The organism is Gordonia sp. DT219, assembly GCF_049847065.1.
Lineage (GTDB): Bacteria > Actinomycetota > Actinomycetes > Mycobacteriales > Mycobacteriaceae > Gordonia.
Map to the genome: position 1 here is coordinate 44,145 of NZ_JBNCNR010000022.1, position 12,119 is coordinate 56,263.

Genomic DNA, 12,119 nt, shown 5'->3' on the forward strand with positions numbered 1-12,119 from the left:
GGCCGCACGGTCATCGCAGGCGTATGACGTCGACCTCGTCGCCGGCCGTGAGGCGCACCGTCTCGGCGGGGATGTCGACCAGGGCCTCGGCGCGGGCGAGATTGCTCAGATGATGTGACGCGGGCGGCCCCACCGTGGTGACCCGCGGGCCGTGCGGGTCCGGTAGGAAGATCGCGCGCTGGAACTGGCGTTTGCCCGCAGGAGAGGTGAGATCGGTGTGCAACCGTGCGCGCAGCCGCTCGCGTCGGCGCCGCAGCCCCATCGCCGCGCGCAGCGGATCGCGGATGAACACCTCGAAGGACACCAGTGAGCTGACCGGGTTGCCGGGCAGCGTCACGATCGGCACCGTGCGACCGTTCGGCGCGCGGTAATGCCCGCAGCCCTGCGGCATTCCGGGCTGCATCGCGACCTTGACGAATTCCACGCCGCCGGTCATCCCCAGCGCCTCCTTGACGACCTCGAAGGCGCCGGCACTCACGCCGCCGGAGGTGATGATCAGATCGGCGTCCGCGGCGATCTCGTCGAGCCGATGCCGGAATTGGGTGGTGTCGTCGGGGACGAAGTGCACGTGGGTCGCACTCGCGCCCGCCTCGATCGCCGAGGCGGTCAGCATCGCCCCGTTGGATTCGTGGATCTGCCCGTGCCGCAACGGCATTCCAGGTGCTACGAGCTCGGAGCCGGTGGAGAGCACGGCCACCCGCATCGTGCGCAGCACGCTCACCTGCGACAGTCCCAGACTGCACAGCAGCCCGATCTGTGGTGCACCGAGCTCGCTGCCCGCGGGCAGTGCGGGCTCGCCGGCGACGATGTCGGAACCGGCCGGGCGCAGATGTTTGCCCGGCGGCACCGCGGCGGTGATCGTCACCTCGGTGCCCACGACATCGCCGGAGTCGGTGAACGTCGAGGTCATGAAGGTCGACGTGGTGAGTTCGACGGGCACCACCGCGTCGGCGCCGCGCGGCATCGGCGCCCCGGTCATGATGCGGTGGGCGGTGTGTGGTGCCAGCGGCGGCGGGTCGACGCGGCCGGCCGGGATGTCGGCGGCCACCGGCAACCGGACCGGGTGCGCGGTACTCGCCGCGGCGACGTCGGCGGCGCGCACCGCGAAACCGTCCATCGCCGAGTTGTCGAACCCCGGAAGTGAGATCGGGGCGGCGATGTCGACGGCGGTCACGCGGCCCAGGGCCGCCGGCACGGGCAGTATGACCGGTTCGGGTGCCGGGAACAGTGCCGCGACGACGCGCTGGTGTTCGGTGACCGTACGCATGCGCCCAGCATGCCATCGCCGGTCACCGCGCTCGGCGACCGCCGACGGGCATGTTCACCCGCGGGGTCCTAGATTTGAGGTATGACGCACGGGCTGCTGCTGGACATCGACGGTGTGATGGTCACGTCGTGGCGGGCACTGCCGGGTGCGGTCGCGGCGGTGCGGACGCTCGCCGATCGCGGATATGCGCGAATGTTCTTGACCAACACGACCTCCCGCTCACGCGGTGAGATCGCCGAGGCGCTCGATGCCTGCGGCTTCGAGGTGGCACCGGAGGAGATCCTCACCGCGGCCAAGCTCACCGCCGAATACGTCGCCCGCACCTATCCGGGCAAGCGGGCGTGGGTGCTCAACGAGGGCCCGATCGCCGAGGACATGACGGGGGTGGACATCACCGACGATCCCGCCGCCGCCGAGGTGGTGGTGCTCGGCGGCGCGGGTCCGGTCTTCACCCATCACACCCTCTCGAAGGTGCTCGAACTGCTCATGGACGGGGTGCCGGTGGTCGCCATGCACCGCTCGATGATCTGGTCGACGGCACAGGGCCTGTCCATCGACACCGGGGTCTACCTCGAGGGCCTCGAGAAGGCGTCGGGGCGCAAGATCCGGGCGATCGGCAAACCGTCCCCACTCGGCTTCCGCGCGGCGGTAGAGGTCATGAACCTCGAGCCCACCCAGGTGGTGATGGTCGGCGACGACATGCACAACGACGTGCTCGGTGCCCAGGCGTCCGCACTGATCGGGGTGCTCGTCCGCACCGGCAAATTCCGGCCGGAAGCGCTCGTGGCCCTGCAACGCGACGAATTCGGGCCGGTGCCCGACCACGTCATCGACTCCATCGCCGACCTCCCGGCGCTGCTCGAACAACTCGAGGGCTGACCGCCTGGGAGGCTTCGTGGCTCAGGCCTCGGCGGCCCGCTTGATCTTGCCGAGGGTCTCGGCCATCCCCACCTTGAGTTCCGCCTCGAAGCTCTCGGTACCGCCGAGCAGCTTGTCGATCAGCACCCTCGACACGGCGGTGGTGCTCCCGGGGACCTCACGACGCTCGGTCACAACGACGCCCGAACCCGTCGCGGTGCCAGGGTTCTTCGGGGTGCCAGGGTTCTTCGGCGTGATGGTGTAGCTCCACACGGTGTGGTTCTCGGTGACGCGGAAGCCGAGCTCCTGGTTGGGCGCAAAGCGTACGACCTTCGCGGTGGTCGGCCACACGAGTGGTCCGCGCCGGTTGATGTTGATGGTCTTGGTGCCCAGACCGACCGGTCCGCGCACGATCATCTTCTTGCACTGCGGGCTCCATTCGCCCATCCGCTTGAGGTCGGCGATCACCCGCCACACCTGCTCCGGTGTGGCGTCGATGTCGATGGATTCTTCGATGAGTGGTGTGGTCATGGGTGCGTTCCCCCTGCGTCGGTGTCGGTGCCGGCCGGACGGCCGCTCGCCGTCCACCCCGGGACAGTAGGACACCTATTGAGCAACCGTCAATAAGTCGATTCGTCAGGCCAGCAGGACCGCGCCGATCACCGCACCGATGCCGACGAAGACGGCGGCGCTCACCCATGCTGCCGGGTGTCCGTCGCCGTCTTCGAGCAGCAGGCTGCCGAGTTTGCCGGGCGTCAGCCAGTCGATCAGGACGAACGACCACATCATCACCGCGATGGTCACCACGACGTAGACGATGGTGTAGACGAGGCCGCGCCAGAGTTCGAGGTCGGCGGTCTCGATCACCGAGCCCACCATCACCACGGCCAGCCCGATCACCATCGAGACGGTCAGGATCGTCGCGTTGCGGTTGTGCTCGACCCAGACGAGTTGCCGCAGCCGGCCGGGCGTCACCAGATCGAGAGCGAGAAATCCGATGATCAGCAAGACGATTCCCACCAGGGAGTACGACGCGCCGTGTGCCAGGTTGTCCCGCAAGATCTCCACTCGAACCACTCCCGTCGTGCCAAGGTGCCTCAGGCGAGGCCGACCAGATCGTAGGAGTTGACGTTCTTCGACAGCTTCTGCAGGTGGTCGTTCGCGTCGCCGAGGGTGTGGCCGATCGCGGTGAGCCGGCTGGTGTAGTGGCCGACCGGATATTCGGCGGTCATGCCGATACCGCCGTGCATCTGGATGGCCTCCTGTCCGATGTGGCGGCCGGAGCGGCAGATCTGCAGCTTGGCGCGGGAGGCGATGATCGGGTCGACGATGCCGTCGGCCAGCGCGGTACTCGCGTACAGGCTCATCGAGCGGGCCAGTTCGAGTTGCGTGTACATGTCGGCGGCCCGGTGGGTGAGGGCCTGGAAGGTCGCCAGCGTCACGCCGAACTGCTTGCGGGTCTTGAGATAGTCGACTGTCAGATCGAGTGCGCGTTCCATCGCGCCGACGGCCTCGGCGCACAACGCGGTCTGGATGCCGATCTCGGCGTCGGCGATGATCGTGCTCGCATCACCCGAACCGAGCCGGGTGGCCGGGGCGTCGGCGAACACGATCTGCGCGCCGCGTCGACGATCATGGGTGCGGTAGGCGGTGCGGGTGACGCCGTCGGCGCCGGCGTCGACGAGGTACAGGCCCAGCTCGCCGTCCGCGCGTGCCGACACGATCAACTTGTCAGCGCAATCACCGTGTGGAACAAGCGTTTTGGTTCCGGTCAGCGTGCCGTCGGTGACGGTGGCGCCGACGGCGGTGACCGGCCAGCGGTCGCCTGACTCCTGATGGGCGAAGGCGAACAGCAGTTCACCGCCGACCAGGCCGCCCAGAAGTTCTTCGCGCAGTTCGCCTTCGGCGGTCGCGACGAGCAGCGAGCTCGGTACGAGGGCCGAGTCCAGGTAGGGCTCGGGTGCCAGGGCCCGGCCGATCTCGCCCATGACGGAGGCGAATTCGACGGGGCCGGCACCCGCGCCACCGTCTTCCTCTGGGATGGTCAGTCCCAGGATGCCGATGTCGGCCAACGACTTCCAGACATCGCGGCTCCAGCCGAGCTCGGTGTCGGTGACCTTGCGCAGTGTCTCCACGTCGTAGGTCTTGCTCAGCACGTCGCGCACGGTGTCGCGCAACATCTCTTGTTCTTCGGACAGTTCGAAATCCATGTGGGTTCCTCGGTGGTTCGGAGGTATGGCGTGGTCTGCGGGGACGGCCTACAGGCCGAGCACGGCCTTGTCGATGATCTGACGCTGGACCTCCGACGAGCCGCCGTAGATGGTCACCTTGCGGTAGTTCAGGTAGGTGGGCACGCTCAGTTGCGCCCACTCCGGCGCGAGGATGTCGGCCGAACCGTTGGGCGCTGCCGGGTCGAGTGCGGCGACGGGCAGGGAATCGGGTCCGGCGATGTCGGCGAGCAACTCCATCGCGTCCTGCTGTAGCTGGCTGCCGCGCAGCTTGAGTAGCGACGACGCGGGATTGGGCTTGCCGTCGGCCGACGACGCGACCACGCGGAGCTGGGTCAGTTCGAGGGCGAGGATCTCGTTCTCGAGTTCGGCCAGACGTGCCGCGAGCAGCGGATCCGCGATCAGCGGGTTGCCGTCGGCGGAGGTGACCTCGCGGGCCAGTTCCTTGGCGCGGGCGAGCTTCTTCTTGGTGTAGCCGATGCGCGCGATGCCGCTGCGCTCATTGCCCAGCAGGAACTTCGCCTGCGTCCACCCCTGGTTCTCCTCGCCGACGAGGTTCTCCACCGGCACGCGGACGTTGTCGAAGAACACTTCGTTGACCTCGTAGCCGCCATCGATCAGCTGGATCGGACGCAACTCGACGCCGGGGGTGTCCATCGGGAACAGCAGCATCGAGATGCCGGCCTGCTTCTTGACGTCGGGGTCGGTGCGGCACAGGCAGAAGATCCAATCGGCGAACTGACCGAGGGTGGTCCAGGTCTTCTGGCCGTTGACGATGTAGTGGTCGCCGTCGCGGACCGCGCGGGTCTTGAGCGAGGCGAGGTCGGAGCCGGCCTCGGGCTCGGAAAAGCCCTGGCACCACCAGATGTCGAGGTTGGCGGTCTTGGGCAGGAAGCGCTCCTTGAGTTCCTGCGAGCCGAACTGGGCGATCACCGGTCCGATCATGCTGATGTTGAACGGCAGCAGCTCCGGTACCGATGCCAGACTCATCTCCTCGCGGTAGATGTGGCTCTGGATGGGAGACCAGTCCTTGCCGCCCCATTCGGTCGGCCAATGCGGTACCGCGTAGCCCGCCGAGTTCATGATCTGGGCGAGGGTGACGATGTCGTCGGGGTAGTCGAGCTTGCCTGCGGCCTCGCGTTCCCGGAGATCCTTGGGGATCTGGGTGGTGAAAAATGTCCGGAGTTCGTCTCGGAAAGCTTCTTCACTTGAACTGAATTTCAGGTGCATGCCTACCTTAATACCCTGCCGGATCGCGGTCGCAAACCCGTGTGCAGGTATCAGCCGCGCTCGCCGGCGGCGCAGGTGGCCGCGGCCGGGGTCGGTGCGGCGACGATCGCGGCCGGTGCGGCGACGGCGGCGCTGCCATGCCGACGTCGCCCGAACCCGATGCCGATCAGCGCGCCGACGACGGTCACCGTCAGCACATACACCACGTACGCGATGATCGTCGCACGTAAACCCATGTGGCTGACCATGATGCCCGCGATCACGGCCGGCACGCTCAACGCCAGATAGCTGACGATGAACACCGCGGAGAAGACCTGTCCGCGCTGGGGTGCCGGCGTCTTTGCGCTGACCGAATCGAGGCCGCCGAGGAAGAGCGCGGCAAAACCCACGCCCGCGATCAGCGATCCCACCACGTAGAGCGGTAGCGACTCCGCGAGAATGCCGACCAGCGAGACGATCACGCCACCGGCCAGCGCCGGATATCCGATGGCGAGTTTGGTGTCCACGGTGCGTGAGGTGATCAGCAACGAGGTGAGTCCGCCCGAGGCGAAGAAGCTGAACAGCAGCAGACCCGCCTCGGCATGGTTGGTGACACCGAAGACCCGCGCGACCACCGATGAGCCGAGCGAGAGGTACAGCCCGCCGAGTGACCAGGTGGCGATGAACGCGGGGACCGCCGCCCAGAACGGGCGCCGTACCTCCGCGGGCACCGATGCCTGCGGGGCCAGCGTGCGCAGCAGGTGCCGGCGGGAGGAGAACCCTTGCCGCTCCGAGGTTTCCGGGATGATCAGCAGGGCGACGAGCAGGACTGCATATAGCGTCAGGACGATCTCGTAGACGAGGAAGCGTGGGGCGGGTGCGTACTGGACCAGGACTCCGGCCACCACGACGCCGCCGGCGAGTCCGATCGTCGGTCCCGCGCCGGTGATCGCCGACCCCAGGCGGGGGTTGGGCGCCATGTCGACGACCGTTGCGGTCAGGGTTCCGATGGCCGCGCCGGTGGCCAGTCCCTGCAACGCGCGGGCCGCCATCAGCACGCCGACACCGTCGGCGGCGAGGAACAGGATCATGCTGGCGATGAGTAGGACGAGTGCCACGGCCAGCACGGGACGTCGGCCGATGTGGTCGGAGAGCGAGCCCACCGACAACAGGCTGACCAGCATCGTCACCACATAGATGGCGAAGACGCCGGTCAGCGTGAACGACGAGAAGCCCCAGAGCTGTTGATACACAGGGTACAGCGGTGACGGTGCGGCCGAGGCGAACAGGACCATGACGACGGTCGCGGCGACGATCCAGAACGCGCGGTGTGGATGCAGATGTGACATCGAACCTCCAAAAGCAAATTGGTTTGCGTTTAGTTGAACGTAGCCCGACCGCCCACCTAAAGCAACGTATTTTGCAATAATTGAGTCCATGAGTGTGGCGACAGACCCGAAGGCCGAGGTGACGGGGTCGGCGACGACGTCCGAGGCCGCGGAAAGACAGCACGCCCGACGTCCCGGGGGCCGCAGCGCGCGGGTGCAGCAGGCCGTCTACAGCGCGGTCGGGCAACTCGTCGGCCGCGGGGAGCGCGAGACCATGACGATCCCGCAGGTCGCCGAGCTCGCCGGGGTCAATCCGAGCAGCATCTACCGGCGGTGGGGTTCGATCACCACGCTGGTCGAGGAGGTCGCCGTCGCCGCTCTCACCCGGGGCGAGGACCTTCCCGATACCGGTGACCTGCGTGGCGACCTCACCGAGTGGGCACAGATCATCGCCGCCGACATCGGTCGGCCCAAACGGCGCTCCTACCTGCGCGCGATGGTGGTCGCGCGTGAGGAACTTGTCGACGAATGCCCGTGCTGGGCGGTGCGGGGCGGGCAGGCCGAGCAGATGGTGGCCCGGGCGGCGGCCCGTGACGAGCAGACGCCGACCGTCGAGCAGATCCTCGACCACATCATCGCGCCGCTCTATCACCATGCGGTGTTCGGCAAGCGCATCGACGACGTCTTCGCCGCGCGCCTGGCCGACGATGTCATGGCGATGATGCCGAGCACATAGGGCATCATCATCGGAGTTCACCCGTGGCGGCTAGGGTTGTGGCGCATGAGGCATGTGCATGCGTTCGGTGATGACGCTCTGGGAGATTTGGACGCGGTCGGCGTGGCCGCCGCGATCGACGCCGGCGAGATCTCGGCCGCCGAAGCCGTCGATGCGGCGCTGTCGCGGATCGACCAGGTGAACCCGGCGCTCAACGGCGTCGCCATCGACGATCGGGAGCGGGCGCGCAAGCGGGCCGTGGACGACGACTTTCCGGTCGGCGTGTTCACCGGCGTGCCGTCGATCATCAAGAACAACACCCGGATGGCCGGCATCCCGACGACGTACGGGTCGGCGGCGGTACCGGTGCGGACGGCCAGATCGAACGAACCGTTCACCGATCAGTTGCTGTCGACGGGGGTGAACATCGTCGGCGCGTCCACGCTGCCGCCGTTCGGGCTGACCGCGACGACGGAGTTCGTCGATCGCGATCCCACCCGCAATCCCTGGGACACCGACTACTCGTGCGGTGCGTCCTCCGGCGGGTCGGCGGTACTCGTCGCGTCCGGGGCGCTGCCGATCGCCCACGCCAACGACGGTGGCGGTTCTGTCCGCATTCCCGCCGCCGCGTGCGGACTCGTCGGTCTCAAGCTCACGCGTGACCGCGTCGTACAGTCGGCGCAGGCCAGGGCGATGCCGATCGACCTCATCACCAATGGCGTCGTCACCCGTAGTGTTCGCGATACCGCGAGCTTCCTCGCCGGCGCCGAAAAGTACCATGCCGCACCGGGACTCGCGCCCGTCGGTCTGGTCGAGGGACCTTCCGACCGACGCCTGCGCATCGCCATGCTCACCGAGCCGCTCACCGGTCAGCTGCTCGACGACGACACCCAGGCGGGATTGACGGCGACCGCCGAACTGCTCGAAAGTCTCGGCCACCGAACCGAATTCATCCCCATCCCGGTCGACAGGTCCTACGTCGACCAGTTCATCGACTACTGGGGGATGCTGGCGTTCTCCCTGGATCGCCTCGGCAAACGGACGATCGGCAAGGGCTACGACCGCAGCAAGCTCGACCCGTTCACCCGAGGACTGTCCCGGCGATACATGCGGCGGATGTGGCGCACCCCGGCGGCGATCCGTGGGCTTCGCCGTTCGACCGACCGCTTCCACGAGGTCTTCGACCGCTTCGACGCGGTGCTCTCGCCGACCCTGGCGCACACCACCCCGAAGATCGGATATCTCGATCCCGCAGCCGATTTCGACGTCATCCTGGATCGCCTGACCCGCTACATCGCGTTCACCCCGGCCAACAACACCTCCGGCGCACCCGGCATCAGCCTGCCGCTCGCGCAGACGTCGACGGGGCTGCCGATCGGCATACATTTCACCACCGACCTCGGTGACGAACGCACTCTCCTCGAACTCTCCTACGAACTCGAGGCCGCAAGGCCCTTCGCCAGGATCCAGGACGCCGGCTCGGAGTGATCTGCAGCCTTTAGTCGCGGAAACCGCGATCAAACACTGCAGATTCCACGGGACTGCCGATCATGTCAGCGCTCGGTCAATTGCTCGTCCGTCGGCGAGTTCGGATCGGGCGTCTGGATCGATCGAGTAGTGGTCGAGGAACTCCAGTAGTCGGATGGTGCCGACGCCGAGAAGGTCTGCGGGACAGATGAACGGCCCACTCTTGGCCCGCGGCAATGCCGGCCCGAACCAGTGATGGGGGACGTCGTTCTCGGACGTCAACAGGTGAATGCTGGCATTCTTGCTGTCGGCGACCGCACTGACCCCGACGACCTCATCCCACGAGATCTGCTGTGACGAAAGAAATCGGCGCGATCTGATGGCCGTCGGCGTGCACTCGACGGTGGGAAATCGCGCCCATCCGAGAAGGAACCAGATGCCGGTGACCGTGTACCAGACCGCGAGGATGGCTGCCAGGACGCCGAAGACAGCCTCCTGCGAACGACTCATCGGGAAGCTCAGCCGATCTGTCCACGTGCCGACCGCGAACACCGCGCAGGCGAGCACGATCGTGAAGATGCTGACCGCGGTCAGGACATGAATGCGCCGAGACTGACGAAAGGCGATTCCGTCGTTGGTGCGGGCAACGGTGTTTCTGTCAGATCCGTAGTCGGCGCCGCGATGCCGGTAGACTTCATAAGCGGGGTACCAGGCACTCAACCAGGCGATGGCGCCGGGCACATAGAACAACACATACAGCCAGCGGCCCTCCAGCGCCGCAACGACTCCTTGCCAGGACCACAATCCGGTGATGAAGACGGCGAGAGCGGTGAGGGGCCACAACCGTCGTCGGCTCGGCAGTCGGTTCCACGCGTCGGTGATCAATCGCAAACAGCCTCTCCGATCTCTTTCCCCATCCAGCCGAACACCCATGATCCGAAGGCGGCACCACCGGTGACGAGAGCAGCGTCGACAGGCCCGGTCACCGCGCCTGGTGGGGCGATTAAGGCTCCCGTCGCAACACCGCCGACCGTTCCGGCCGCGCCTGACCACGCCGCAATACACTTGTCGCGAGGACTGTCAGCTGTGATGACGTCGTATATCGCCATACCAGTTGCTAGACCGACCCCGCCGAGTCTCGCGCCTGCGCCTGCATTCTGGAAATAACTCTTCGTCAGCGCCGCGGGAGTCTTATCCGCGGCGCCGTTGAAGTAGCTGTCGCCTGCTGTTAGTGCTCCACCAGCCAATGTTGCGGCTGGGTGCGTGAAGAATGAACCGTCGGGAACGTCGGCCTTCGCCAGCGGACGTCCACTCGGGTCATAGAGTTCGGTTTTGATCACTGTCCCGTCCGGCTTTGTCCAAGTTACAACTTTGTTGCCGGTACCGGCGAGATAGGTCGTCGTGATCTTGTCCCCGTTGGGATCCTTGCCCCACGCAGTCGTCTCGGTTCTGGTAACCAGCGTCCCGGCTGGATCAAATATCTCCTCCCTCAACACCGGGTAGTTCCTGCCGTAGTTCAGTCTCTTCGTTTCGGTGTAAACCTTCTTGCTGCCATCTTGCATGTACAGAGTCTTGGTGGGTTCGCCCTTGGCGTTTGTTCCGGTGGACTCACGGGCCACGGTGGATGCGGCATCCGCAGCTGCGATGGCAAGTTGTTTTCTGAGCCCCATCGGGTCCGCTGGATTGGGTACGTCGTCCTCAGGCATACCACCACGCCCGCTGAGTAGCCCCGCAAGTGTCGGCACCAACTGCCCCGAGTTCACGTCTGCACCCGCAGAGCGTGCCGCTGCGGTGATACCGGCCGCTGTCGAGTAGTCGGCCTGCCCCATGGTGATGACGAATTGGTTGATCTCGATCTGCTTCTGAACTCGCTCTGCGACCAGATCGCGCGCCCCGTCGGCGTCCAGTTCTTGGGGCTTGATTGTCACGACCCAACTGTCGAGCACGTTGAACGAACCCGATTCGATCTCTTCGGCTTTGGACATCAGCAACTGCTTGGCCGAACTCAGGGCCCAAAAGCCGTTCGTCATTGCTGTGGATAGGTCGTCGGCCAGGGTGGCGGCAGCGATCGACGACTTCTTGGCTCTTTCAAACGCCAACACCGCGGCGTCGTGGGCGACACCGTCCCAATTCCCGAGGGCGGTCATCATCGAACACCGCGCGGTAATCCCCGAGGCTTGTTCTTCGATGGTCTCGCCACGCGACCTCACAGTGCTCGCCCCGCTGAGAATCGATCCGAAATCCCATCCGGCCAACCGAGTACGCGACGGAATCATCGGGGGAAGCTGCGCTTGATAGCTGCGGTGAAATCAGCTTCCGCGACTTCGTAGTTGTTGGCGCTGCCGCGCGCGGAAACCGCAAGGCCGTCGTAGCCGCTCGCCAGACGCTCGGTGCGGTCTCCCGCAAATGAGTCGACCTCGTGCGAGGCCCACGCGCTAGTCGACCCGGGCATTCCCGAAAACGCTTCAACGATGACGCCGGCGAGGGTACTAGATCTGATCGAACTCGCGGTTTGAGATGTCTGTTGAGCAAACTCCCGAAGCAACTGCGGATCAACTTGCACCAGCCATCCCCCTTTGAATTCCCGTGAACCTTCAGCAGCGCGGAGGCCGAACCCGGTGGCGGCGGCATGCCCGCGAAGCAACAGTAGCCGAGAGTCGATGGTGGACGGCGTTCGGGTTGCGATTGGGGTGCAGGATGTGGCTGGGCCAAGTCGGTGACCTCGACAGCGGGTGGGCGCCCGGCAGGTCGAAAGCGACCAGCACACGATCGGCAGCCTTTCCGGCACTGGTGACGGGATGAGCCGATCGGGCGGTTGAATCGCGTTCTTCCTTTCGCTCGCAGCTCGGTGAGGGGACCGTTTTTGTCGGTGGCCTCCGATAGTCTGTTGTCATCGGTTCGGGGTCGGCTTCACAGTGTGGCCGGTCATCTGGAACAGGCGGTGGCACAAGGCTATCGGCCGGACGTACAGAGGGGGAGGTGTCGATGTTCTCGTTTGTCGATGCTGAGGCTGATGTGCGTGTGGTGGGGTCGATGTCGGCGACGGA

General features: G+C 66.0%; 12 protein-coding genes. 3 read left to right on the forward strand and 9 right to left on the reverse strand.

The genetic code is table 11. The features are described from left to right. Positions 1 to 10 precede the first annotated feature (10 nt). On the reverse strand, positions 11 to 1,267 hold the full coding sequence (gene glp, locus ACPXB3_RS18780) for a gephyrin-like molybdotransferase Glp (protein ID WP_425704268.1): 1,257 nt from the start codon (positions 1,265 to 1,267) through the stop codon (positions 11 to 13). Positions 1,268 to 1,348: 81 nt separating this feature from the next. Between glp and ACPXB3_RS18785 the strand changes: the two genes are divergently transcribed. Beyond that, a complete protein-coding gene (locus tag ACPXB3_RS18785) occupies positions 1,349 to 2,146 on the forward strand; it encodes an HAD-IIA family hydrolase (protein ID WP_425704267.1) in 798 nt (265 codons plus the stop codon). A 21-nt stretch (positions 2,147 to 2,167) separates the two neighbouring features. On the opposite strand, the gene ACPXB3_RS18790 is transcribed toward ACPXB3_RS18785, so the two are convergent. From ACPXB3_RS18790 to ACPXB3_RS18810, 5 genes are all read right to left on the reverse strand, one after another. Further along, entirely contained in the window at positions 2,168 to 2,656 is a 489-nt protein-coding gene (locus ACPXB3_RS18790; protein WP_425704266.1) for an SRPBCC family protein, read from the reverse strand. Positions 2,657 to 2,761: 105 nt separating this feature from the next. Beyond that, positions 2,762 to 3,193, reverse strand: a complete 432-nt coding sequence (locus ACPXB3_RS18795) for a DUF350 domain-containing protein (protein WP_425704265.1) — start codon at positions 3,191 to 3,193, stop codon at positions 2,762 to 2,764. A gap of 29 nt (positions 3,194 to 3,222) precedes the next feature. Beyond that, entirely contained in the window at positions 3,223 to 4,335 is a 1,113-nt protein-coding gene (locus ACPXB3_RS18800; RefSeq protein ID WP_425704264.1) for an acyl-CoA dehydrogenase family protein, read from the reverse strand. A gap of 48 nt (positions 4,336 to 4,383) precedes the next feature. Continuing rightward, positions 4,384 to 5,583, reverse strand: coding sequence for an acyl-CoA dehydrogenase family protein (locus tag ACPXB3_RS18805; protein ID WP_425729005.1), 1,200 nt, complete (start codon positions 5,581 to 5,583; stop codon positions 4,384 to 4,386). 50 nt (positions 5,584 to 5,633) lie between these two features. Then, positions 5,634 to 6,911 carry an MFS transporter gene (locus tag ACPXB3_RS18810; protein WP_425729007.1) on the reverse strand — a complete coding sequence of 426 codons (1,278 nt, stop codon included), beginning with the start codon at positions 6,909 to 6,911 and terminating at the stop codon, positions 5,634 to 5,636. An 88-nt stretch (positions 6,912 to 6,999) separates the two neighbouring features. Between ACPXB3_RS18810 and ACPXB3_RS18815 the strand changes: the two genes are divergently transcribed. Together ACPXB3_RS18815 and ACPXB3_RS18820 are read left to right on the forward strand one after the other, a co-directional pair. After that, entirely contained in the window at positions 7,000 to 7,626 is a 627-nt protein-coding gene (locus ACPXB3_RS18815) for a TetR/AcrR family transcriptional regulator C-terminal ligand-binding domain-containing protein (RefSeq protein ID WP_425704261.1), read from the forward strand. A gap of 45 nt (positions 7,627 to 7,671) precedes the next feature. Further along, entirely contained in the window at positions 7,672 to 9,093 is a 1,422-nt protein-coding gene (locus ACPXB3_RS18820; RefSeq protein WP_425704260.1) for an amidase, read from the forward strand. 60 nt (positions 9,094 to 9,153) lie between these two features. Here ACPXB3_RS18820 and ACPXB3_RS18825 read toward each other — a convergent pair whose 3' ends face one another. From ACPXB3_RS18825 to ACPXB3_RS18835, 3 genes are all read right to left on the reverse strand, one after another. Next, positions 9,154 to 9,963 (reverse strand): hypothetical protein, encoded by an 810-nt coding sequence (locus ACPXB3_RS18825; protein WP_425704259.1) that lies wholly within the window; start codon positions 9,961 to 9,963, stop codon positions 9,154 to 9,156. Beyond that, complete coding sequence (locus ACPXB3_RS18830) at positions 9,954 to 11,222, reverse strand: hypothetical protein (protein ID WP_425704258.1); 1,269 nt, start codon at positions 11,220 to 11,222, stop codon at positions 9,954 to 9,956. Before ACPXB3_RS18830 ends, ACPXB3_RS18825 begins: the two co-directional genes overlap by 10 nt. A 122-nt stretch (positions 11,223 to 11,344) precedes the next feature. Next, a complete protein-coding gene (locus tag ACPXB3_RS18835; protein ID WP_425729009.1) occupies positions 11,345 to 11,635 on the reverse strand; it encodes a type VII secretion target in 291 nt (96 codons plus the stop codon). Positions 11,636 to 12,119: the final 484 nt, after the last annotated feature.

Excerpts from the sequence above, each read along its gene's own strand:
- glp (WP_425704268.1), bottom strand. The coding sequence starts at position 1,267 with ATGCGTACGGTCACCGAACACCAGCGCGTCGTCGCGGCACTGTTCCCG.
- ACPXB3_RS18830 (WP_425704258.1), bottom strand. The coding sequence starts at position 11,222 with ATGATGACCGCCCTCGGGAATTGGGACGGTGTCGCCCACGACGCCGCG.
- ACPXB3_RS18815 (WP_425704261.1), top strand. The coding sequence starts at position 7,000 with ATGAGTGTGGCGACAGACCCGAAGGCCGAGGTGACGGGGTCGGCGACG.
- ACPXB3_RS18805 (WP_425729005.1), bottom strand. The coding sequence starts at position 5,583 with ATGCACCTGAAATTCAGTTCAAGTGAAGAAGCTTTCCGAGACGAACTC.
- ACPXB3_RS18785 (WP_425704267.1), top strand. The coding sequence starts at position 1,349 with ATGACGCACGGGCTGCTGCTGGACATCGACGGTGTGATGGTCACGTCG.
- ACPXB3_RS18800 (WP_425704264.1), bottom strand. The coding sequence starts at position 4,335 with ATGGATTTCGAACTGTCCGAAGAACAAGAGATGTTGCGCGACACCGTG.
- ACPXB3_RS18790 (WP_425704266.1), bottom strand. The coding sequence starts at position 2,656 with ATGACCACACCACTCATCGAAGAATCCATCGACATCGACGCCACACCG.
- ACPXB3_RS18820 (WP_425704260.1), top strand. The coding sequence starts at position 7,672 with ATGAGGCATGTGCATGCGTTCGGTGATGACGCTCTGGGAGATTTGGAC.
- ACPXB3_RS18810 (WP_425729007.1), bottom strand. The coding sequence starts at position 6,911 with ATGTCACATCTGCATCCACACCGCGCGTTCTGGATCGTCGCCGCGACC.